The 21,338-nt window shown below is 51.0% G+C and carries 20 protein-coding genes and 6 tRNA genes; 15 read left to right on the forward strand and 11 right to left on the reverse strand.

Features of this window, described 5'->3' with window-relative positions; translation table 11 throughout:
- Window positions 1–41 precede the first annotated feature (41 nt).
- The gene (gene ligA, locus OGY67_RS00650; RefSeq protein WP_060683464.1) at window positions 42–2,057 is read left to right on the forward strand and encodes an NAD-dependent DNA ligase LigA; all 2,016 of its coding nucleotides are present in this window, start codon (window positions 42–44) and stop codon (window positions 2,055–2,057) included.
- Window position 2,058: 1 nt separating this feature from the next.
- On the forward strand, window positions 2,059–2,277 hold the full coding sequence (locus tag OGY67_RS00655; protein WP_153752523.1) for a DUF3820 family protein: 219 nt from the start codon (window positions 2,059–2,061) through the stop codon (window positions 2,275–2,277).
- Here the strand turns inward: OGY67_RS00655 and OGY67_RS00660 are convergent.
- On the reverse strand, window positions 2,274–3,272 hold the full coding sequence (locus OGY67_RS00660; RefSeq protein WP_003038103.1) for a bile acid:sodium symporter family protein: 999 nt from the start codon (window positions 3,270–3,272) through the stop codon (window positions 2,274–2,276). The two genes, OGY67_RS00655 and OGY67_RS00660, sit on opposite strands and share 4 nt — an antisense overlap.
- A gap of 89 nt (window positions 3,273–3,361) precedes the next feature.
- On the opposite strand from OGY67_RS00660, the gene OGY67_RS00665 reads away from it, so the two are divergent.
- The 7 genes from OGY67_RS00665 to OGY67_RS00695 all read left to right on the forward strand — a co-directional run bounded on the left by OGY67_RS00665 (window position 3,362) and on the right by OGY67_RS00695 (window position 10,236).
- Window positions 3,362–4,288 carry a LysR family transcriptional regulator gene (locus OGY67_RS00665; protein ID WP_003834913.1) on the forward strand — a complete coding sequence of 309 codons (927 nt, stop codon included), beginning with the start codon at window positions 3,362–3,364 and terminating at the stop codon, window positions 4,286–4,288.
- A 428-nt stretch (window positions 4,289–4,716) separates the two neighbouring features.
- The gene (locus tag OGY67_RS00670; protein WP_153752525.1) at window positions 4,717–5,808 is read left to right on the forward strand and encodes a YVTN family beta-propeller repeat protein; all 1,092 of its coding nucleotides are present in this window, start codon (window positions 4,717–4,719) and stop codon (window positions 5,806–5,808) included.
- Between the two features lie 77 nt (window positions 5,809–5,885).
- Window positions 5,886–6,281, forward strand: coding sequence for a DUF302 domain-containing protein (locus OGY67_RS00675; RefSeq protein WP_286573109.1), 396 nt, complete (start codon window positions 5,886–5,888; stop codon window positions 6,279–6,281).
- Window positions 6,282–6,511: 230 nt separating this feature from the next.
- Window positions 6,512–6,781, forward strand: coding sequence for a YdgH/BhsA/McbA-like domain containing protein (locus OGY67_RS00680; protein WP_008785396.1), 270 nt, complete (start codon window positions 6,512–6,514; stop codon window positions 6,779–6,781).
- Window positions 6,782–7,106: 325 nt separating this feature from the next.
- Window positions 7,107–7,940 (forward strand): xanthosine phosphorylase, encoded by an 834-nt coding sequence (gene xapA, locus OGY67_RS00685; RefSeq protein WP_008785395.1) that lies wholly within the window; start codon window positions 7,107–7,109, stop codon window positions 7,938–7,940.
- 56 nt (window positions 7,941–7,996) lie between these two features.
- Entirely contained in the window at window positions 7,997–9,253 is a 1,257-nt protein-coding gene (locus tag OGY67_RS00690) for a nucleoside permease (RefSeq protein ID WP_003834901.1), read from the forward strand.
- A gap of 98 nt (window positions 9,254–9,351) precedes the next feature.
- Entirely contained in the window at window positions 9,352–10,236 is an 885-nt protein-coding gene (locus OGY67_RS00695; protein ID WP_191226957.1) for a LysR family transcriptional regulator, read from the forward strand.
- Window positions 10,237–10,465: 229 nt separating this feature from the next.
- On the opposite strand, the gene OGY67_RS00700 is transcribed toward OGY67_RS00695, so the two are convergent.
- The 4 genes from OGY67_RS00700 to OGY67_RS00715 form a co-directional block, all read right to left on the reverse strand.
- Window positions 10,466–10,541: transfer RNA gene (locus tag OGY67_RS00700), tRNA-Lys, on the reverse strand.
- Between the two features lie 4 nt (window positions 10,542–10,545).
- Window positions 10,546–10,621: transfer RNA gene (locus OGY67_RS00705), tRNA-Val, on the reverse strand.
- A 47-nt stretch (window positions 10,622–10,668) separates the two neighbouring features.
- A tRNA-Val gene (locus OGY67_RS00710) sits at window positions 10,669–10,744 on the reverse strand.
- 46 nt (window positions 10,745–10,790) lie between these two features.
- A tRNA-Val gene (locus OGY67_RS00715) sits at window positions 10,791–10,866 on the reverse strand.
- Between the two features lie 258 nt (window positions 10,867–11,124).
- On the opposite strand from OGY67_RS00715, the gene gltX reads away from it, so the two are divergent.
- Window positions 11,125–12,540: a glutamate--tRNA ligase gene (gene gltX, locus OGY67_RS00720; RefSeq protein ID WP_008785393.1), complete on the forward strand. Its 1,416-nt coding sequence runs from the start codon at window positions 11,125–11,127 to the stop codon at window positions 12,538–12,540.
- A gap of 56 nt (window positions 12,541–12,596) precedes the next feature.
- Here gltX and OGY67_RS00725 read toward each other — a convergent pair whose 3' ends face one another.
- Together OGY67_RS00725 and OGY67_RS00730 are read right to left on the reverse strand one after the other, a co-directional pair.
- The gene (locus OGY67_RS00725) at window positions 12,597–12,989 is read right to left on the reverse strand and encodes a MerR family transcriptional regulator (RefSeq protein WP_267442252.1); all 393 of its coding nucleotides are present in this window, start codon (window positions 12,987–12,989) and stop codon (window positions 12,597–12,599) included.
- Window position 12,990: 1 nt separating this feature from the next.
- Complete coding sequence (locus OGY67_RS00730) at window positions 12,991–13,353, reverse strand: YfeC-like transcriptional regulator (protein WP_003028277.1); 363 nt, start codon at window positions 13,351–13,353, stop codon at window positions 12,991–12,993.
- A 221-nt stretch (window positions 13,354–13,574) separates the two neighbouring features.
- Between OGY67_RS00730 and OGY67_RS00735 the strand changes: the two genes are divergently transcribed.
- A tRNA-Ala gene (locus tag OGY67_RS00735) sits at window positions 13,575–13,650 on the forward strand.
- A gap of 42 nt (window positions 13,651–13,692) precedes the next feature.
- Window positions 13,693–13,768, forward strand: a tRNA-Ala gene (locus tag OGY67_RS00740).
- Between the two features lie 150 nt (window positions 13,769–13,918).
- On the opposite strand, the gene nupC is transcribed toward OGY67_RS00740, so the two are convergent.
- Window positions 13,919–15,121, reverse strand: a complete 1,203-nt coding sequence (nupC, locus tag OGY67_RS00745; protein ID WP_003834893.1) for a nucleoside permease NupC — start codon at window positions 15,119–15,121, stop codon at window positions 13,919–13,921.
- 273 nt (window positions 15,122–15,394) lie between these two features.
- Here nupC and OGY67_RS23745 point away from each other — a divergent pair, with 273 nt between their 5' ends.
- Both OGY67_RS23745 and OGY67_RS00750 read left to right on the forward strand, forming a co-directional pair.
- Window positions 15,395–15,469, forward strand: coding sequence for a hypothetical protein (locus OGY67_RS23745; RefSeq protein WP_418219455.1), 75 nt, complete (start codon window positions 15,395–15,397; stop codon window positions 15,467–15,469).
- Window positions 15,466–16,704: an Nramp family divalent metal transporter gene (locus tag OGY67_RS00750; protein ID WP_008785392.1), complete on the forward strand. Its 1,239-nt coding sequence runs from the start codon at window positions 15,466–15,468 to the stop codon at window positions 16,702–16,704. The genes OGY67_RS23745 and OGY67_RS00750 overlap by 4 nt, the downstream gene beginning before the upstream one ends.
- 32 nt (window positions 16,705–16,736) lie before the next feature.
- Here the strand turns inward: OGY67_RS00750 and ypeC are convergent, their stop codons facing one another.
- Both ypeC and mgrA read right to left on the reverse strand, forming a co-directional pair.
- Window positions 16,737–17,063, reverse strand: coding sequence for a DUF2502 domain-containing protein YpeC (gene ypeC / locus OGY67_RS00755; RefSeq protein WP_003834889.1), 327 nt, complete (start codon window positions 17,061–17,063; stop codon window positions 16,737–16,739).
- A gap of 137 nt (window positions 17,064–17,200) precedes the next feature.
- Entirely contained in the window at window positions 17,201–18,190 is a 990-nt protein-coding gene (mgrA, locus tag OGY67_RS00760) for an L-glyceraldehyde 3-phosphate reductase (RefSeq protein ID WP_071445181.1), read from the reverse strand.
- A 182-nt stretch (window positions 18,191–18,372) separates the two neighbouring features.
- On the opposite strand from mgrA, the gene OGY67_RS00765 reads away from it, so the two are divergent.
- A complete protein-coding gene (locus tag OGY67_RS00765) occupies window positions 18,373–20,025 on the forward strand; it encodes an alpha-keto acid decarboxylase family protein (RefSeq protein WP_286573116.1) in 1,653 nt (550 codons plus the stop codon).
- Here the strand turns inward: OGY67_RS00765 and OGY67_RS00770 are convergent, their stop codons facing one another.
- Window positions 20,026–21,261, reverse strand: coding sequence for an ion channel protein (locus OGY67_RS00770; RefSeq protein ID WP_008785389.1), 1,236 nt, complete (start codon window positions 21,259–21,261; stop codon window positions 20,026–20,028).
- Between the last annotated feature and the right edge of the window lie 77 nt (window positions 21,262–21,338).

Raw genomic sequence — 21,338 nt, forward strand, 5'->3', positions numbered from 1 at the left:
ACCCCCGCCTGTCGGGGGTTTTTTATCATTGATGGTGCGATATGGAATCAATCGAACAACAACTGACAGAACTGCGAACCACGCTTCGCCATCATGAGTATCTCTACCATGTGATGGATGCGCCGGAAATTCCCGATGCGGAATATGATCGCCTGATGCGTGAACTGCGCGAGCTGGAAGCGCAGCATCCGGAACTTATCACCCCCGACTCGCCAACCCAACGTGTTGGCGCCGCCCCGTTAGCAGCGTTCAGCCAGATTCGCCATGAAGTGCCAATGCTGTCGCTGGATAACGTGTTTGATGAAGAGAGTTTTCTCGCCTTCAACAAGCGCGTGCAGGACAGACTAAAGAGTACGGATAAACTAACCTGGTGCTGCGAACTGAAGCTGGACGGGCTGGCGGTCAGTATCCTGTATGAAAACGGTGTGCTGGTCAGTGCCGCAACGCGTGGTGATGGTACTACGGGTGAGGATATTACCTCGAACGTGCGCACCATCCGTGCGATCCCGTTAAAACTGCGAGGCGATAACATTCCGACGCGTCTGGAAGTGCGCGGTGAAGTGTTCCTGCCGCAGGCCGGATTTGAAAAAATTAACGAAGAGGCCCGCCGCACTGGCAACAAAGTGTTTGCTAACCCGCGTAACGCAGCGGCCGGGTCATTGCGCCAGCTCGATCCGCGTATCACAGCGAAGCGACCGCTTACTTTCTTCTGCTATGGCGTTGGTGTGCTGGAAGGTGGTGTGCTGCCTGATACCCACCTGGGCCGTCTGCTGCAATTTAAAGAGTGGGGATTGCCGGTGAGCGACAGAGTTACGCTTTGCGACTCTCCGGAGGAAGTACTTGCTTACTATCACAAGGTTGAAGAAGACCGACCGACGCTGGGATTCGATATCGACGGTGTGGTGATCAAAGTCAACTCTATGGTGTTGCAGGAACAACTGGGTTTTGTTGCCCGCGCGCCGCGCTGGGCGGTGGCCTTTAAGTTCCCGGCGCAAGAGCAGATGACCTTCGTACGTGATGTTGAGTTTCAGGTTGGACGTACCGGGGCGATTACACCTGTCGCCCGCCTTGAGCCAGTTCAGGTTGCCGGGGTGTTGGTCAGTAACGCCACCTTGCACAATGCGGATGAAATTGAGCGTCTTGGTTTGCGTATTGGCGATAAAGTCGTCATTCGCCGTGCGGGCGATGTCATCCCGCAGGTAGTGAATGTCGTGCTTTCCGAGCGCCCGGACGATACGCGTGAAATTGAGTTTCCCACACACTGTCCGGTATGCAACTCAGACGTTGAGCGTGTGGAAGGCGAAGCGGTTACTCGCTGTACTGGTGGTTTAATCTGCGGAGCGCAGCGTAAGGAATCGCTGAAACACTTCGTTTCCCGCCGTGCGCTGGACGTTGACGGCATGGGCGACAAAATTATCGATCAACTGGTCGAGAAGGAGTATGTCCACACACCAGCGGATCTCTTCACACTGACCGCAGGTAAGCTGACCGGTCTTGATCGTATGGGGCCGAAATCGGCACAAAACGTGGTGAATGCGCTGGAAAAAGCGAAAGAAACAACGTTTGCCCGTTTCCTCTATGCGCTGGGTATTCGCGAAGTCGGCGAAGCTACGGCGGCTGGTCTGGCGGCGCATTTTGGCACCCTTGAGGCGCTGGAAGCGGCTTCCATTGAAGAGCTGCAAAAAGTGCCGGATGTCGGCATTGTGGTAGCGACCCACGTGTTTAATTTCTTTGCTGAAGAGAGTAACCGCGAGGTGATCGTCCAACTGCTGGCGCAGGGGATTCACTGGCCGGCGCCGGTGGTCATCAACGCTGAAGAAATCGACAGCCCCTTCGCGGGTAAAACGGTAGTGCTGACCGGGAGCCTGAGCCTGATGTCACGCGATGACGCCAAAGCGCGACTGACCGAGTTGGGTGCAAAAGTGGCCGGCAGCGTATCGAAGAAAACCGACCTGGTGATTGCCGGTGAAGCGGCGGGTTCGAAGCTGGCAAAAGCGCAGGAACTGGGTATTGCCGTGATCGATGAAGCTGAAATGATCCGCTTACTGGGTGCCTGAGATGGAAAAAGAGCAGCTGGTTGAAATCGCCAATACCGTGATGCCCTTTGGCAAATATAAAGGGCGTCGGCTGATTGATGTACCGGAAGAGTATCTGCTGTGGTTTGCCCGTAAAGATGAATTCCCGCCGGGCAAGCTCGGCGAGCTGATGCAAATCACGCTGCTGATTAAAACTGAAGGGCTGACGCAACTGGTGCAGCCCCTGAAGCGCCCGCGCTAAGCCTTTGCGGCGCGGCTTTTCTGCTGCGCCTGCAATGCGTCCGTTTGTTGCTTGTAGCGACGTGCCAGCACGGCACACACCATCAACTGAATTTGATGGAAGATCATCAACGGCAGCACCATCATTCCTATCACTGACGTCGGGAACAGAATATTTGCCATTGGGATCCCATTCGCCAGGCTCTTTTTCGATCCGCAAAAGACAATGGTGATCTCATCGGCTTTGTTGAAGCCGCATTTCCGCGCAACAAAGACGTTGATGCCAATCACGATTGCCAGCAATACGATGCTGACCACCACGATAAACAGCAGTGAGCCAATCCCCACTTTGTGCCAGATCCCGTTAACCACGGCTTCACTGAAGGCGGAGTATACCACCAGCAAGATGGAGGATTGGTCCGTTTTGGCGATCCATTTTTTATGTCGGGACACCCAGTTACCAATCCACGGACGTGAAAGATGTCCCAGTACGAACGGCAGCAGCAGCTGCAGCATGATTTTCCCCACCTGCTCCAGACTGCCTTCTGCGCCATGCATATTCATTACCAGGCCAACCAGTAACGGCGAGAGAAAAATACCCAGCAGGCTGGAGGCCGAAGCGGAACACACGGCGGCAGCAACGTTACCCCCCGCCAGCGACGTAAAAGCGATTGCCGACTGCACCGTGGCCGGCAAAATACACAGGTACAGGAAACCGGTGTACAGCATCGGGTCAACATTTACCGGTGCCCACCAGGCGAACAGAACGCCCAGCACCGGGAAAACAACAAACGTGCTGCACATCACCCACAGATGTAAACGCCAGTGACTACCGCCGGCAATAATGGCTTCACGTGAAAGCTTCGCCCCGTGCATAAAAAACAGTAGGGCAATGGCAGCGGTGGTTAAGCCTTCAAAGAAAGGTACAAAGCCACCCTCGGCCGGGAAAAAGGACGCCAGTAAAACGACCGTAATCAACGTTATCGTGAACGGATCAAGGATACGAAAAAGTTTCATAAAAGCTCCTGAAATTCGGTAGGAACATTTTGCGTTTTTCTGTTTGAGAAATAAAATTGATTTATTGCATCCATATATGAATCGAATAGATGAATTACTCTCTGCGTCAGCTCCGTATCTTTGTTACCGTCGCTCAGGCCAAAAGCTTTAGCCGGGCGGGGGATATCATTGGCTTAAGCCAGTCTGCGGTCAGCCACAGCGTTAAAGAGCTGGAAGGGCAGACGGGTGTGCGGTTGTTAGATAGAACAACGCGGGAAGTGGTGCTGACAGAAGCAGGGCACCAGTTGGCGGCGCGGCTGGAACGTATTCTGGATGAACTGCACAGCACGCTGCGTGAAGCAGGCCAGGTGGGAACGCAGTTAACCGGAACGGTGCGCGTTGCCGCCAGCCAGACAATATCTGCTCACCTTATTCCACAGTGTATTGCCCAGAGTAATCAGCTTTATCCAGCAATCGATTTTGTGCTGCACGATCGTCCGCAACAGTGGGTGCTGGAGAGTATTCGTCAGGGCGAGGTGGATTTTGGCATTGTGATAGATCCAGGTGCTGTGACCGATCTACAGTGTGAAGCGGTGTTATCCGAACCGTTCCTGCTGTTGTGTCGAGAGGATCATCCGCTAGCCCAACGCGAATGGGTAAATTGGCAGGATTTATATCATGAGCGCCTGGTATTACAGGATTACGCTTCCGGCAGTCGACCGTTGATCGATGCGGCACTGGCTCACTTTTCCATTGAGGCCAATATCGTTCAGGAGATAGGTCACCCTGCCACGCTTTTCCCGATGGTTGAGGCGGGGATTGGTATCAGCGTGCTGCCTGCGCTGGCGCTTCCTCTGCCACAGGGCAGCCATTTGCAGGTTAAACGCCTGACGCCGGTTGTGGAACGACAATTGATGCTGGCACGACGTAAAAATCGTTCTTTATCGACTGCGGCCCAGGCGCTGTGGGACGTAGTACGGATGCAGGCCAGTGAATTAACCGCCGGTCGGGCACGGGATCCTTTGTACCAGCTTTAACGATATGGCTGGTGTTTGTCATGTCGTTAAGTTTGGCTTTCAGTATCGATGAACTGATCGTTAACTTTTATATTTTTACCCGGCACCGGACTACCTCTTTATATTTATAAATTCTCCTGCGATATTCTTAGGCAATTGCTTAGCTTGCGGATTTGTAAGGCTATTTTAAATTATTACTTTTTTTCTTGACCTTCCACTTGCTGGAAGGTTGATACTCTTTATACGCAAGTACGGATAGCAGTATCTAATACAATGATGTATAGCGATTGATTAATGAAATGACTAAGCAATTTATACAGTAACTCGTTATAGGTAGAATTAACACGATCCCAATGGAGTAATATTAGTGACATGTTAAATAATCCTACAATAGCTGGTTGCTGAAACTAATCCGGTAAATATATTTAACTAATGGGGTATTGGCGGCGATGATAAGAAAAAATAAAATTTTAATTGCAATGCAAATTAGTATGCTGGCATGGTCTGGTTATACGTTTGCAGCAGACAGAGTATATGTAGCAAATGAAGGTGCAGATTCAGTTAATGTACTTGATGCTGCGTCTTTAAAGACTGTAGATAAAGTACATGTTGGTAAAATGCCGCATAACGTTCAGGTGTCACCAGACAATAAAACAGTTTGGGTAACCAACCTTGGTGCTAACGGGACACATTCATCAGGCTCTGAACATATGGATATGAGTAAAGATGCCCATTCTGAGAAAATGGATATGGGCAAAGATTCTCATGCAGGCAAAAAGGAACATGGCGAAGTTTGGGTTATTAATGCCGAAAATGATACGGTTATTGCAAAACTTCCGGTTGGCGCACACCCTGCGCATGTTGTCGTCACCCCTGATGGGAAAATGGCATATATCTCAAATAGTGCAGATAACACTATCAGCGTGATTGATGCAGAACATTTGAAAAATTTAACGACAGTTAATGTAGGTAAATTCCCTCATGGCCTCAGAGTGAGTCCTGACGGTAAAGAAGTTTATATCGCGAATATGAAAGGGGGCTCGGTATCCGTTGTCGATACAGCCAGTAATAAAGAAGTCGCGCAGATCCCATTAGGTAAAATGCCAGCCCAGGTAGGTTTCTCACCGGACGGAAAACGGGTGTTTGTTTCCCTGTCTGGTGAAGACGCTGTAGCGGTGATTGATACAGCAACGCGTAAAGTTGTGAAGAAAATTAATGTTGGTACCGTACCAATCCAGCTGTTTGGCACTCCGGATGGTAAAAGCATGCTGGTAACCAATCAGGGCTCGAAGAGCAAGCCGGGTAACACAATAAACATGATTGATATCGCAAGCCTTACGGTAGCGAAAACCATCACTACTGGCGATGGGGCCCATGGCGTGGTTGTCGATAAAAATGGCAAGTATGCTTACGTAACTAACTCATTTGCAAACTCTGTTTCGATGATTGACATTAATGAGCGTAAGGTAGTGAACACGCTCCCGGTAGACAACAACCCAAATGGTATCAGCTGGGGCTCTGTCGAAGTGACGCCTAAATAACTTTGCTAGCATTTATCAATACCCGTCATTCGCTGGCGGGTATTTTCATGAATATTCTATAAATAAAGGAACGACAGATGAGAAAGCCGGAGCGGACAAAAACGCTGCCTAGTAAGTTCAATTTTGATGATACTGTAAACAGACTCGTCAGCGTATTGAATGCTAAAAATATTCGTATTTTTGTGCAGGTTGATCAACAGCAAGCGGCAACGGAAGCAGGTCTTGCTCTGCGACCGACGATGTTATTTCTGTTTGGTAACCCAAAGGGTGGTACTCCTGCCATGCAAGCAAATCCTCATGCGGCAATAGAGTTACCCCTAAGGGTGGTTATTTGGCAGGATGATAATGGTGATACCCATATAGATTATCAGGATGCAAGTACTGTTCTGGAGTTTGATTATGGTGTTGCACATAATATTTTTGCTCCAGTTAGCATCCTGGCAACCCTTCTTAACGAAGTGGCTGGTAATTAATTGCAAATAACACTAAATGCCTCGTGGATATTTAGTGTTATTTTTCTGCGTTTATTATGCAAGTATTTAACCCGCTATAATAAACCTATTGAATAATACATATGATGTTCATTACTCTTCAATGTTTGTCAATTCGTCTATTTTATAAATAGAAGAGTTTTTGTTTGCAATATTATGTGAAGAGTATATCTTGACGCTCAAATATTAATATGAAAGTTATGAGGATAGTTATGAAAAAGACATTAGTCACATCATTGGCCGCTTCTTTGTGTTTTCTCAGTCTGTCTGCCTTTGCTGCTACAGAAATCTCGCAACAAGAAGCCAATAGTTTAAAGCATGTCAAGTCAATCACCGTAACGGAAAATACGGTGAATCAATGTATGCACAAAATTTCGAAAATGGCAGATAAAGAAGGTGCTGATTTCTTTGTCATTAAGAACTTCTCTTCTATAGGCAATGGTTCTCAGGCTGTAGTGACCAGCGAACTCTATAAGAAGTAAACAGCAGTTTCCCCCATTTTAATTATTGATTAGCGAAAGTGCGTTGTTGTACCTGCTTTCGCTTATTAATAATCAACAAATGTTAGTCAGTCATTTGCAAGGCGGGCTTTGTCAGCCCACTCGTCTGACGAATTCCTGATGTGTTGGTACTCCTTGCCATTTCTGGCAGAAAAAAAATGTGAGTTCAGGCCGATTTAGCACATGCCATCTATACCGATTTACTATCGGTTATCGGGATAAACGGTATTGGTAATCGATTGCGTAGTCTCGCTATAACAATGCGGTACGCTACGTTATTTCGATTACTCAGTATTAAGGACATCTCATGAGCCACTCTCTTTTCTCGCAAAATCCCTGGTATAGCGCTGATATCATTCGTGGTTACAAACCGGATTTTACGCCGCGCGTAGCCTTTATCCTCGGCTCAGGCCTGGGGGCGTTGGCGGATCAAATTGAGGATGCGGTTGCCATCTCTTACGAGAAACTACCAGGGTTCCCGGTGAGTACCGTACACGGTCATGCTGGTGAACTGGTGTTGGGAAATCTGGCGGGAATTCCGGTGGCCTGTATGAAAGGACGTGGACATTTCTATGAAGGTCGCGGTATGACGGTGATGACGGATGCCATTCGTACGCTGAAGCTGCTGGGCTGTGAGCTGCTGTTTTGCACCAATGCTGCAGGCTCTTTGCGTCCCGAAGTCGGACCGGGTAGCCTCGTTGCGCTTAGCGATCACATCAATACGATGCCGGGTACGCCGATGGTAGGGCCAAACGATGAGCGTTTTGGCGAGCGATTCTTTTCACTGGCGAATGCCTATGATGCTGACTACCGTGCGATCCTGCAAACTGTTGCCGCTGAGGAAGGATTCCCGCTGAGTGAAGGGGTTTTTGTCTCTTATCCGGGGCCGAACTTTGAAACCGCGGCAGAAATCCGCATGATGCAAATTATCGGTGGTGACGTGGTGGGGATGTCGGTGGTGCCTGAAGTTATCTCTGCGCGCCACTGCGGTTTGAAAGTGGTTGCGGTGGCGGCCATCACCAACCTGGCGGAAGGTCTGGGTGATGTTAAATTATCTCACGCGCAGACGCTGGCTGCGGCGGAACTCTCCCGGCAGAATTTCATCAATTTGATCTGCGGATTCTTGCGCAAACTGGCCTGAATAACTAAAAAATGACCCCGCTTGCGGGGTCTTACTTTATGGCAAGGAACGGAAAAATGGGTATCGCATCTCGCTTAAAGCTCATGTCGTTTTTGCAATATTTCATCTGGGGAAGCTGGTTGGTAACCCTGGGTTCCTACATGATTAATACCCTGGATTTTACCGGCGCGAACGTCGGTATGATTTACAGTTCGAAAGGGCTGGCGGCGATTATCATGCCGGGCATTATGGGCATCATTGCCGATAAATGGCTACGCGCCGAGCGCGCCTATATGCTTTGTCATCTGGTGTGTGCGGGCGTGTTGCTATATGCCACAACCGTTACCGATCCGCAGACCATGTTTTGGGTGATGCTGGTTAACGCAATGGCGTATATGCCGACGATTGCGTTATCGAATAGCGTCTCATACTCGTGCCTGGCGCAATCAGGTCAGGATCCGGTCACCGCGTTCCCGCCAATTCGTGTGTTTGGCACCATAGGTTTTATTGTGGCGATGTGGACAGTCAGTTTGATGGGACTGGAACTGAGCAGCGCGCAGTTGTATATCGCTTCAGGCGCATCGCTGCTGCTGGCTCTGTATGCACTTACGTTGCCGAAAATCCCGGTTGCTGAGAAGAAAGCAAACACCACGCTTGCCAGCAAGCTCGGTCTGGACGCCTTTGTTCTGTTTAAAAAACCGCAGATGGCAATCTTCTTTTTGTTTGCGATGATGCTGGGGGCGGTGTTGCAAATCACCAACGTCTTTGGCAATCCGTTCCTGCATGATTTTGCCCGTAACCCGGAATTTGCCGACAGCTTTGTGGTGAAGTATCCCTCCATATTGCTTTCCGTTTCACAGATGGCGGAGGTGGGCTTTATTCTCACTATTCCGTACTTCCTTAAACGCTTTGGCATTAAAACGGTGATGCTGATGAGCATGCTGGCATGGACGCTGCGCTTTGGCTTCTTTGCCTTTGGCGATCCGTCTCCGTTTGGTTTTGTGCTGCTGCTGATGTCGATGATCGTCTACGGCTGTGCGTTTGATTTCTTCAATATCTCGGGATCGGTATTTGTCGAGCAGGAGGTTAGCTCTAACATTCGCGCCAGCGCGCAGGGGCTGTTTATGACGATGGTAAACGGCGTTGGCGCGTGGGTGGGATCAATCCTGAGTGGTATGGCGGTAGACTATTTTTCTGTCGATGGCGTCAAGGATTGGCAAACTATCTGGCTGGTGTTTGCCGCGTATGCGCTGGCTCTGGCGGTTATCTTTGCATTGTTCTTTAAGTACAAGCATGAGCCTGAACGACTGGCACAGAAATCACCGGCACATTAACACTCCATTGGCGGCGGGATCTGATACCCGCCGTTTCATTTTCTGCGAGGCAATGTGGTAACTTTGCGCATTATCCTTATTTCAGGAGCGCATTATCCATGGAACGCACGCACCGCATCGATCTGAAGTTACTGCGTTATTTTCTTGCTGTCGCAGAAGAACTGCATTTTGGACGTGCTGCTGCTCGCCTGAATATGTCACAACCGCCGCTCAGTACCCATATTAAAGAGCTGGAGCAACAGCTCGGCACTTTGCTATTTATCCGTCATTCCCGCAGCGTGGCGTTAACTCACGCGGGAAAGATATTGATGGAAGAGTCGCGCCGACTGTTATCCAGTGCTAATCAGGCGCTGGCGAGAGTGGAGCAAATTGGTCGTGGTGAGGCAGGGCGAATTGAGCTTGGCGTTATCGGTACAGCGATGTGGGGAAAAATGCGTCCGGTGATGCGCCGTTTTATGAAGGATAATCCCAATGTTGAGGTGCTGTTTCGCGAGAACATGCCCGCGATGCAGATGACGATGCTGGAACGGCGTGAACTGGATGCGGGAATTTGGCGGATGGCCACTGAGCTTCCTCCCGGGTTTACCAGTTTGCGTTTGCATGAGTCCTCTTTTCTGGTTGCCATGCCGGAAGAACATCCTCTTACTGCCTGTGAGTCCATACCGCTGGAGGCGTTGAGAAATGAATATTTTGTCACAATGCCTTCCATTCATACTGACTGGGCATTTTTGCAGCGAGTTTGCCTGAGTGCTGGATTTTCCCCGATGATTATTCGTGAGGTGAGGGAGCCGCAAACGGTGCTGGCGATGATCAGCATGGGGATTGGTATTACGTTAATTGCTGACAGCTATGCGCAGATGAATTGGCCTGGCGTGGTATTTCGACCGTTAGAGGAACGTATTCCCGCAGATTTGTATATTGTGTATGACCAACAGCAGGCGACACCCGCGCTGGAGAAACTGGTAGCGGCATTGACGATGTGATGTCTTATCCGGCCTGCGCGTGTTGTGTTGTCTGCGCCGGATGGCGACTGACGTCTTATCCGGCCTGCGCGTGTAGTGTTGTCTGTGCCGGATGGCGATTAACGTCTTATCCGGCCTACGCGTGCGGTATTGTCTGTAGGCCTGATAAGCGTAGCGCATCAGGCGATGCAGGTTCGAATCTTATATATCGCAGATAGCAAAAAGGCGCCTTTAGGGCGCCTTTTTACATTGGTGGGTCGTGCAGGATTCGAACCTGCGACCAATTGATTAAAAGTCAACTGCTCTACCAACTGAGCTAACGACCCGAAGTGGTGGGTGATGACGGGATCGAACCGCCGACCCCCTCCTTGTAAGGGAGGTGCTCTCCCAGCTGAGCTAATCACCCACTTCGGTACTTCAATTTTATTGTAAGAAATTCAGCTGGCGAGAAAGTGGTGGGTGATGACGGGATCGAACCGCCGACCCCCTCCTTGTAAGGGAGGTGCTCTCCCAGCTGAGCTAATCACCCACTTCTCAATTTCTTACTCTACACGGCGGAGACTACACAAAGTAGTTGGTGGGTGATGACGGGTTCGAACCGCCGACCCCCTCCTTGTAAGGGAGGTGCTCTCCCAGCTGAGCTAATCACCCCCGCTGTGTGGAGTCGCATTATAGGGAGAGTTGAAAATGAGTCAACGCATTTTCTAAAGAATTTGTTCGTTCGTCGTAAATTTAAACAAAACGATCGTAAATCAATCCATGCAGCATGATTTGTATACGAAAATGGCAAAGCGTGATGTTCCAACCTGAACAACATTGAGGAATCAGACCACAGTGATAGAATACGAGCCTGATAATCTTTCCAGGATTTGCCGGTTGTCGGCATCTTTATAAACGTAAGGCCATTTCATGAAAATCAAAACTCGCTTCGCGCCAAGCCCGACAGGTTACCTGCACGTCGGTGGTGCGCGTACTGCTCTATATTCCTGGCTTTTTGCACGTAACCATGACGGTGAGTTTGTGCTGCGTATTGAAGACACCGATCTCGAACGCTCCACTCCGGAAGCTATTGAAGCCATTATGGATGGCATGAATTGGCTGAATCTGGAATGGGATGAAGGCCCGTACTTCCAGACCAAACGTTTTGATCGCTACAATGCCGTGATTGATGAGATGCTGGAAGCCGGTACCGCGTATAAATGCTACTGCTCCAAAGAGCGTCTGGACGCACTGCGCGAAGAGCAGATGGCAAACGGTGAGAAGCCACGTTACGACGGTCGCTGCCGCCACGGGCATGAACATCATGCTGCTGATGAACCATGCGTGGTGCGTTTTGCCAACCCGCAGGATGGATCCGTTATTTTTGACGACCAGATCCGTGGGCCGATCGAATTCAGCAACCAGGAGCTGGACGATCTGATCATCCGCCGTACTGACGGTTCCCCGACCTACAACTTCTGTGTTGTTGTCGACGACTGGGATATGGAAATCACTCACGTTATTCGTGGTGAAGACCATATCAACAACACTCCGCGTCAGATTAACATCCTGAAAGCGCTGAATGCGCCGGTGCCGGTTTATGCACACGTGTCGATGATCAACGGCGACGACGGTAAAAAACTCTCTAAACGTCACGGTGCGGTCAGCGTTATGCAGTATCGCGACGACGGTTACCTGCCGGAAGCGCTGCTGAACTATCTGGTGCGTCTGGGCTGGTCCAGCGGCGATCAGGAAATCTTCACCCGTGAAGAGATGATCAAACTGTTCTCCCTTGGTGCGGTGAGCAAGTCTGCCAGTGCGTTCAACACCGAAAAACTGCAGTGGCTGAACCATCACTACATTAATTCGCTGGCACCTGAATATGTGGCAACGCATCTGCAATGGCACATTGAGCAGGAAAATATCGATACTCGCGTCGGCCCGCAGCTGTCTGAGCTGGTTAAACTGCTGGGTGAGCGCTGCAAAACGCTGAAAGAGATGGCGCAGAGCTGCCGCTACTTCTACGAAGACTTTGCTGAGTTCGACGCGGATGCAGCTAAGAAACACCTGCGTCCGGTAGCGCGTCAGCCGCTGGAAGTGGTTCGCGATAAGCTGGCTGCTATCAGCGAGTGGACGGCAGAAAACGTGCACCACGCGATTCAGGCAACCGCTGATGAGCTGGAAGTGGGTATGGGTAAAGTTGGGATGCCGCTGCGCGTAGCCGTAACCGGCGCGGGTCAGTCTCCGGCGTTAGACGTCACGGTGCATGCGATTGGTAAATCCCGCAGCATTGAGCGTATTAATAAAGCGCTGGCGTTTATTGCTGAGCGTGAAAGCCAGCAGTAAGACCGGTTGAGCGATGAAACAACGGCAGGAGCGCATCCTGCCGTTTTTTTTGCCTGTTATTCAGACTCATCAATACCCAGACGGGTAAGGAAAGTGCGAATACCTTCGCGCGAAATATACATTGCCAGCTTTTCTTGTTCCGTTGGGGACATGTTGTCCAGTGCGCTAATTATCTGGCGACAGGCGTGGCTACGCACCACGTGGGTGTATTCTGCCAGCGGTTCCTCAGCCTGATAAATTTCAGGGGCTTTGCGAAAAGCCGGAATATTGAGCAGAAACGTACGGACGCTGGAGTCGATATGGATCAGCCTTGCACGACCCCCTTTAACGCCGGGAAACTTTTCGGTGGTCCAGTTTTGTTCCCTGATCCAACGATTGACGGTTTGTTTGGCAACCCCGAGACATTCCGCTAGTTCTTCGGTCGTCATTTTGCTGCGTAATTTTTTCATATTATTTGTTGTCGCGGATCCCTAAGCGTTGTAACAAACCCGTAATGCCTTCACGCAGGATCAGTGACGTAAACATTTTTTGTTCTGAAGGAGTCATCTCTTTGGCGAGCCTAATCAGTAGAGCTTCGATAGAGGTATCGCCGGATAACGATAAATTATCTGATAAACCTTCGGCTGAACGCTCAGCACTGCGAATGTATTCACGAACTTGTTCGGTGACGTGAACCAGACGCGCTTTACCGCCCTGTACGCCTGGTTTTGGTGATGTAGCCCAACCCTCCTTGCGCACCCATTTATTGATGGTCTGTCGGCTGTATCCGGTCAGATTAGCAAGTTCTTCTGGCGTCATCCGTTCCTTGAACATAACGATTCCCTGAATAGTCGTGGGGTTAATTAGTGGCTCATTTTATAGCACCATTTTAGTAGAAACCGTGACGCGTTTAACTACTGAATGCGAGTTGTTACGCAATGTTCTTCATTTGACTGCTTTTTCAGCGATTGAATTCTATGAGTTAATTTTACCGTTGACACACGCGAAGGGAATTCATATGATGCCGCCCGTCAACTCGACAAGCTTTACGTAATGGGGCTATAGCTCAGCTGGGAGAGCGCTTGCATGGCATGCAAGAGGTCAGCGGTTCGATCCCGCTTAGCTCCACCAAATTTAATCCCAATAAATTTGGTACGTACGTAATAGCATCGTGGGGCTATAGCTCAGCTGGGAGAGCGCTTGCATGGCATGCAAGAGGTCAGCGGTTCGATCCCGCTTAGCTCCACCAAAATTTAAACCCTCGCTGAAAAGCGGGGGTTTTTTGTTTCTGTTTCCTACCTGTTCTTATCCTGTATCTCTTCGGTTTGCTGAATAGCAGGCATAAAAAAACCGGGGAGAAGAATCTCCCCGGTCTTATCAATACGACGTTGTCTTGCGCTTACAGCACCAGTGCGGCGATAGATGCAGACAGTACGCTCACCAGCGTAGAGCCGTACACCAACTTCAGACCGAAGCGGGAAACCACGTTACCTTGCTCTTCGTTCAGACCTTTAATCGCACCGGCGATAATACCGATGGAAGAGAAGTTAGCGAAGGAGACCAGGAACACGGACAGGATACCTTCTGCACGCGGAGAGAGCGTGGCGGCAATTTTCTGCAGATCCATCATCGCAACGAATTCGTTGGAAACCAGTTTGGTTGCCATGATACTGCCCACCTGCAGCGCTTCGCTGGACGGCACACCCATTACCCATGCAACAGGGTAGAAGATGTAGCCCAGGATGCCCTGGAAGGAGATGCTGTAGCCAAACCAGCCGGTCACGGTGGCGAACAGGGCGTTCAGGGCTGCAATCAGCGCGATGAAACCAATCAGCATCGCCGCAACGATAATTGCCACTTTGAAACCTGCCAAGATGTATTCACCCAGCATTTCGAAGAAGCTCTGGCCTTCGTGCAGGTTAGACATCTGAATGTTTTCTTCGCTGGCATCAACGGTGTACGGGTTGATCAGCGACAGCACGATAAAGGTGCTGAACATGTTCAGAACCAGCGCCGCAACCACGTACTTCGGTTCCAGCATGGTCATGTACGCGCCGACGATAGACATGGAAACGGTCGACATCGCCGTTGCAGCCATGGTGTACATACGGTTGCGAGACATTTTGCCGAGAATATCTTTATAGGCGATAAAGTTCTCGGACTGACCCAGGATCAGGGAGCTGACGGCGTTGAAGGATTCCAGCTTGCCCATACCGTTCACTTTGGATAACAGGAAACCAATCGCGCGGATGATAACCGGCAGAACGCGGATATGCTGCAAAATACCGATAAGAGCGGAAATGAAGACGATTGGGCACAGCACTTTCAGGAAGAAGAATGCCAGGCCTTTGTCGTTCATGCTGCCGAAGACAAAGTTTGTCCCTTCATTAGCGAATCCGAGGAGTTTTTCAAACATCTCGGAGAAGCCTCTCACGAAGCCCAGACCGACATCAGAGTTCAGGAAGAACCATGCCAGTAACACTTCAATAACAAGCAATTGAATAACATAACGAATGCGGATTTTTTTACGGTCACTGCTTACCAGCAGTGCGAGTACCGCAACCACGGCAAGGGCCAGGACGAAATGAAGAACGCGGTCCATATTTGCTCCAAATATGAGGCAGGTTTAGTTTTCGTGCACATTCTATGTAACAACCATAAAGAAAACGAGATCAAACACACACTATAATAAGGACCTGTGACGAGATTCAAAATTAGTGATCGGTGATACACTTCTGTTATGTTTAGTATGGAAGTGAAAAGTTATGTCATTGTGCTAATCTCATAACAATAATTAAACATCTCACCGGTATTTCCAGAATCCTTATCGATCCATAGACAAACGCTATCAGAGAAATCAACTTCACCCATTAAAATGAATTTGATAATCATTCTCAATAGGCGTAGCTTGAAACATAGCAAAGGCTATGTTTCTGAGGCACTAAAATGACTAACGATCGCGTTGAGAGTAGCAGTGGACGGGCAGCGCGCAAGTTGAAGCTCGCATTAATGGGACCTGCGTTCATCGCGGCGATCGGCTACATCGATCCGGGCAACTTCGCCACCAACATCCAGGCAGGGGCCAGCTTTGGCTATAAACTGTTGTGGGTGGTGGTCTGGGCAAATCTGATGGCGATGCTGATTCAGGTGCTGTCGGCAAAGCTGGGTATTGCCACGGGTAAAAACCTGGCGGAGCAAATTCGCGATCACTATCCTCGTCCGGTGGTGTGGTTCTATTGGGTGCAGGCCGAAATTATCGCCATGGCGACAGACCTTGCTGAATTCATTGGTGCCGCGATTGGTTTCAAATTGATCCTCGGCGTGTCGTTATTGCAGGGGGCCGTGCTCACCGGTATCGCGACTTTTTTGATTCTGATGTTGCAGCGCCGTGGGCAAAAACCGCTGGAAAAAGTGATTGGCGGCTTGCTGCTGTTTGTGGCTGCGGCTTACATTGTGGAACTGATCTTTTCCCAGCCGAACTTCGCGCAACTTAGCAAGGGAATGGTTATCCCGAGCCTGCCTAATTCCGAAGCGGTGTTCCTGGCGGCTGGCGTGCTCGGCGCGACTATCATGCCACACGTCATTTATCTGCACTCTTCCTTAACTCAGCATCTGCACGGCGGAACACGTCAACAGCGCTATGCGGCCACGAAATGGGATGTGGCAATCGCCATGACGATTGCTGGATTTGTCAATCTGGCGATGATGGCGACGGCTGCCGCTGCATTTCACTTTAGCGGGCATACCGGTATTGCCGATCTCGATCAAGCGTATCTGACACTTGAACCGCTGTTGAGTCACGCTGCGGCGACGGTATTCGGTTTAAGCCTGGTGGCTGCGGGACTTTCTTCTACCGTGGTCGGTACGTTGGCCGGGCAGGTGGTGATGCAAGGGTTTATCCGCTTTCACATTCCGCTTTGGGTACGCCGTACCGTCACCATGATGCCATCATTTATTGTGATTTTGATGGGACTGGATCCGACGCGTATTCTGGTGATGAGCCAGGTATTGCTCAGTTTTGGTATTGCACTGGCGCTGGTGCCGCTACTGATCTTTACCAGTGACGGTAAGCTGATGGGCGATTTGGTGAATACCCGTTGGGTAAAACAGGTAGGCTGGGTGATTGTTGTACTGGTGGTGGCGCTTAATATCTGGCTGTTGGTAGGAACCGCACTCGGTTTGTAAAAACAAAAGGGCCCGTTGGCCCTTTTGTTACATTAATGATGATGTTTGTGGCCACGCCCGCGACCGCGGTGGTCGTCACGATCGTTCCAGCCTTCACGATAACCACGCTCATAAGCTTTGCGTTTGTCCCAGCCACGATGGTAGCCGTTGTCATGACGCCACCAGCGATTTTTGCGCCACTCATAGTTATGGTGCCAGTAATCCCGGTCGCGCCAGCGGCCGCCATCCCAGTAGTTACCGTAGTTATCGCGATCGCCAATTTGTAATTTTATTGATGGCAGCAGGGTGATTTCGCCAGCGTTCGCGGCCAGCGGTGTAAAAGCCAATAAGACTGCCGCCAGAATCAGTGACCTGAACATGTTTTCTCTCCTTCACGATCGAGCCGTAGCCGGCCTGTTAACGTAATATTACGGGGCAGTAAAGCCCCGTTTCATCGCCTTAACTCTTAAATCGCAAGTGAGAGCACTTTTTGTTAATAAATGTGTCTTTATTTCAATCAACTCAGGATAGCATCAATCTCCGCGCACTCTTCAGACGTAAAGTGACGGTTTGCCAGCATACCGACAGCGTCTTCAATCTGCGCCGTTTTACTCGCGCCAATCAGCACGGACGTGACTTTGTCATCCCGTAACACCCATGCCAGCGCCATTTGGGAAAGCTTTTGCCCGCGTTGTTCTGCCAGCACATTCAGCGCCCGCACTTTTTCCAGCTTTTGTGGAGTGATCTGGTCCGGATTCAGAAAGCGACTGGTGCTTGCCGCACGAGAATCCGCAGGAATGCCGTTCAGATAGCGGTCGGTTAACTGTCCGCCAGCCAGCGGTGAGAAGGCGATACTGCCGACACCTTTTTCCTGTAATAGTGACAGCAAGCCACCTTCGACCCAACGTTCAAACATGGAATATTTGGGCTGGTGAATAAGGCATGGCGTACCTAAATCGTCGAGTATTTCAATCGCCTGCCTGGCAAGATCTGCCGGATAGTTAGACAACCCGACGTACAGCGCTTTGCCCTGACGGACGATGTGATCCAGCGCGCGCATGGTTTCTCTGAGCGGTGTTTCAGGGTCGGGGCGATGGTGGTAGAAGATATCGACATACTCCAGCCCCAGACGCTTCAGGCTTTGATCGAGACTGGCAATCAGATATTTGCGTGAACCCCAGTCACCGTAGGGACCTTCCCACATGGTGTAGCCCGCTTTTGTGGAGATAATAAGCTCATCTCGCCACGGTAAAAAATCTTCCTGCAGGATCCGACCAAAATTACGTTCTGCCGAACCCGGTGGTGGACCATAGTTATTTGCCAGATCAAAATGGTTGATTCCCAGATCGAATGCGCGCTGTAACAATGCGCGACTGTTCTCGACCTGTGTGGTATCGCCAAAATTGTGCCACAAACCCAGAGAGACAATCGGGAGCTTAAGGCCGCTCTGACCGCAGCGGCGGTACTCCATTGTCTGATAACGATTTTCATCTGCGTGATAAACCATGTCACCCCCCTTCCACAATGCGTGTGCCTTTCAGTGTATACGGTTACACCGTCGATTCTTCAATGAATTTTTACCGCCAGAACTGTAAATCTTGCTTTCCACCCCTTCACAGCGACTTTCCTGGACAGTCATCACAGTTCTTCGATACTCAACATGAGGTTACCGTCAGAAGGATAGCTGTCATGCAAACCCCGTATTCCGTTGCTGATTATCTGCTGGACAGGCTGGCAGGCTGTGGCGTTGGCCATCTCTTTGGTGTGCCGGGCGATTATAATTTGCAGTTTCTTGACCACGTGATTGAACATCCCAACGTATGTTGGGTCGGGTGTGCGAATGAATTGAATGCGGCTTATGCGGCAGATGGCTATGCCCGGGTATCCGGGGTTGGGGCGCTGCTCACCACGTTTGGTGTGGGGGAGTTAAGCGCAATTAACGGTATCGCGGGTAGCTTCGCGGAATATGTTCCTGTTTTGCATATTGTCGGCGCACCCTGTCGCGGCGCGCAGCGTCGCGGAGAGTTGATGCATCACACTTTGGGTGACGGTGACTTTCAGCATTTTTACCGCATGCAGCAGGCGGTAACGACGGCCAGCGCGATACTGGATGAACAAAATGCCTGCTATGAGATTGACCGTGTGTTGCGAATGATGCTCAGCGAGCGCAGGCCGGGCTATCTGATGCTACCTGCTGATGTGGCTAAACAGCCTGCTACGCCACCGAATGATATTATGATTGTTCCTCTGAGCGAGCCGGAAAGCAGCGTGATAGAGGCGTTTCGCTACCATGCCCGTGAACGATTGCTGGACAGCCCACGCGTAGCGTTGCTGGCCGACTTCCTCGCGCTGCGTTTTGGCCTGCAGCCGGTTTTACAGCGCTGGATGGCGGAAACGCCGATGGCTCATGCCACGTTGTTGATGGGCAAAGGACTGTTTGATGAGCGTCACCCGGCGTTTGTTGGCACGTACAGCGCTGGAGCCAGCAGCGATTATGTACGTCAGGCGATAGAAGATGCCGATACGATAATGTGTGTCGGCACACAATTTGTCGACACCCTGACTGCTGGGTTTACACAACAGCTACCGCTGGATCGCACCATTGACGTTCAGCCCCATGCGTCACGAATTGGATCCCACTGGTTTAACATCCCGATGGAGCAGGCGGTCACCACATTACGTGAGCTGTGCCTGGAAATGTCGTTTTCTCTACCGCCAGAACGTCCGCCAATTAGGCATGTTCAGGTTGAGAAGGGCCCACTGACGCAGGAAAACTTCTGGCACACGGTGCAGCAGTTTCTGAAGCCTGATGACATTATCCTCGTCGATCAGGGAACCGCCGCCTTTGGCGCGGCTGCGCTCTCACTACCTTGCGGGGCGGAAGTACTGGTTCAACCGTTGTGGGGATCTATCGGCTACGCGCTCCCGGCGGCATTCGGCGCGCAAACGGCCTGTCCGGACCGTCGGGTGATCCTGATTATTGGCGATGGCGCGGCGCAGCTCACCATTCAGGAGCTGGGCTCCATGCTCAGAGACGGGCAATCGCCGGTTATTTTACTGCTCAACAATGACGGTTATACCGTGGAGCGGGCCATACACGGGGCAAATCAGTGCTATAACGACATCGCCGCCTGGAGCTGGACGTCGGTGCCGCAGGCGTTTAGTCGTGAATGTCAGGCCGAATGTTGGCGGGTGAAGCAGGCGGTACAGCTGGAAGAGGTGCTGGCCCGGTTGTCCCATCCGCAACGACTGTCGTTAATTGAGGTGGTGCTACCGAAAGCCGATCTTCCTGAATTATTGCGCACGGTGACCCGTGCGCTGGAATCTCGCAACGGCGGATAGCTATTTATCAGGGCGCTCAGCGACCATCATCGGTTTGCCTGCCAGCAGCAGCCAGGCGGGCAGCATGACGATGCACAGCAGTGGCAGCAGGGTGGAATCTGGCACCACCACTGCTGCCATAAACAGGCTCAGCCAGGCGTCACGGGTGACGACCAGCACCAGCCCGAGAATAGAGCAAGAAACCGTGATGGCAGCCGGCACCGCTTCAACATGGGCGTGCAGCATCAGGCCAAGCGCGACGCCAACGAATACCGCCGGGAAGATTCGTCCGCCGCGAAAACCACTCGCCGCTGCAACCACTAATGCCGTTAGTTTGATCACGGCGAGCATGAAATAATCTGATGTCCCCAGCGTTTGGCTAAACGCCATTTGCTGCATTTCGTCCAGTCCCTTAAACAAGGTAAGCGGCCCGCCGATAACACCCAAAATGCCAAGGATAAAACCGCCTGCCCCGAGGATCAGCACCGGGTGTTTTAATCGATGCATTAAATGGTGCAAACGCGGCAGACACCAGACGGCAACCATCCCAGCGGCAATGGCGATGGCAGCAACAACCGCGCCGCTGAGGATATCGATCAAGTGCATCTGCGTGTAGTGCGCGATGGGTAGTGAAAAATGGGGGTGAAAAAACAGGCTGGTGGTTAGCGAACCCGCGGCGGCGGCCATTAACGGTGCAAACAGGCGATCCCACAAGGGCACATCGTTTGAGCTATTCAGCGTTTGCGAAAATATCAGCGCGGCGGCAACGGGGGTACCAAATAGCGCGCCGATGGTACCGGCAGAGGCGAGAATGGTCCAGTCCAGCTTTGCAATGCGCGGAAACATCCGGCTACCAAGTGCCACTGCCAGAGCGATATTTACGGTCATGATGGGGTGTTCCGGACCCAGACTGACGCCACCCGCGAGGCCGAGGATTAGTGCTGCCAGCAGACCCGGTATTGCTGACGTTGGCACCGGCATACCAATTAACGGTTCACAGGCCGGATCCGGGCCTGCGTGGCCATGGCTGTAACGGATTACTAACCCGACCATGATCCCCGTGAGTGTCAGCATACCGATAATCCAGACCGGAGAGTCCTGGGCTATACCGATGCTAACAGGCAGACGTTCCCACAAAAACTGCTGTAAAACGGAAGCCACTTTCATCACAACGATCAACACCAGGCTGGACGCTATGCCAATGATTAGCGCTGGGGTTGATAGCAAGAGCATCGTTCTGGCTCGCGGATGGAGCATTTTCTATTCCTTAAAACAGAGTCATAGACATAGTTTGCACAGCCTGTCTGACGACATCGCTGCAAATGGTGCTGAAA

It is taken from the genome of Citrobacter sp. Cpo015 (assembly GCF_030333035.1).
GTDB classification, from domain to species: Bacteria; Pseudomonadota; Gammaproteobacteria; order Enterobacterales; family Enterobacteriaceae; genus Citrobacter; species Citrobacter portucalensis.

Excerpts from the sequence above, each read along its gene's own strand:
- OGY67_RS00690 (WP_003834901.1), top strand. The coding sequence starts at position 7,997 with ATGGGTATCGCATCTCGCTTAAAGCTCATGTCGTTTTTGCAATATTTC.
- OGY67_RS00675 (WP_286573109.1), top strand. The coding sequence starts at position 5,886 with ATGAGAAAGCCGGAGCGGACAAAAACGCTGCCTAGTAAGTTCAATTTT.
- OGY67_RS00765 (WP_286573116.1), top strand. The coding sequence starts at position 18,373 with ATGCAAACCCCGTATTCCGTTGCTGATTATCTGCTGGACAGGCTGGCA.
- OGY67_RS00750 (WP_008785392.1), top strand. The coding sequence starts at position 15,466 with ATGACTAACGATCGCGTTGAGAGTAGCAGTGGACGGGCAGCGCGCAAG.
- gltX (WP_008785393.1), top strand. The coding sequence starts at position 11,125 with ATGAAAATCAAAACTCGCTTCGCGCCAAGCCCGACAGGTTACCTGCAC.
- OGY67_RS00770 (WP_008785389.1), bottom strand. The coding sequence starts at position 21,261 with ATGCTCCATCCGCGAGCCAGAACGATGCTCTTGCTATCAACCCCAGCG.
- xapA (WP_008785395.1), top strand. The coding sequence starts at position 7,107 with ATGAGCCACTCTCTTTTCTCGCAAAATCCCTGGTATAGCGCTGATATC.
- OGY67_RS00655 (WP_153752523.1), top strand. The coding sequence starts at position 2,059 with ATGGAAAAAGAGCAGCTGGTTGAAATCGCCAATACCGTGATGCCCTTT.
- OGY67_RS00725 (WP_267442252.1), bottom strand. The coding sequence starts at position 12,989 with ATGAAAAAATTACGCAGCAAAATGACGACCGAAGAACTAGCGGAATGT.
- OGY67_RS00695 (WP_191226957.1), top strand. The coding sequence starts at position 9,352 with ATGGAACGCACGCACCGCATCGATCTGAAGTTACTGCGTTATTTTCTT.
- OGY67_RS00680 (WP_008785396.1), top strand. The coding sequence starts at position 6,512 with ATGAAAAAGACATTAGTCACATCATTGGCCGCTTCTTTGTGTTTTCTC.
- OGY67_RS00730 (WP_003028277.1), bottom strand. The coding sequence starts at position 13,353 with ATGTTCAAGGAACGGATGACGCCAGAAGAACTTGCTAATCTGACCGGA.
- OGY67_RS00665 (WP_003834913.1), top strand. The coding sequence starts at position 3,362 with ATGAATTACTCTCTGCGTCAGCTCCGTATCTTTGTTACCGTCGCTCAG.
- OGY67_RS00670 (WP_153752525.1), top strand. The coding sequence starts at position 4,717 with ATGATAAGAAAAAATAAAATTTTAATTGCAATGCAAATTAGTATGCTG.
- nupC (WP_003834893.1), bottom strand. The coding sequence starts at position 15,121 with ATGGACCGCGTTCTTCATTTCGTCCTGGCCCTTGCCGTGGTTGCGGTA.
- mgrA (WP_071445181.1), bottom strand. The coding sequence starts at position 18,190 with ATGGTTTATCACGCAGATGAAAATCGTTATCAGACAATGGAGTACCGC.
- ligA (WP_060683464.1), top strand. The coding sequence starts at position 42 with ATGGAATCAATCGAACAACAACTGACAGAACTGCGAACCACGCTTCGC.
- ypeC (WP_003834889.1), bottom strand. The coding sequence starts at position 17,063 with ATGTTCAGGTCACTGATTCTGGCGGCAGTCTTATTGGCTTTTACACCG.
- OGY67_RS00660 (WP_003038103.1), bottom strand. The coding sequence starts at position 3,272 with ATGAAACTTTTTCGTATCCTTGATCCGTTCACGATAACGTTGATTACG.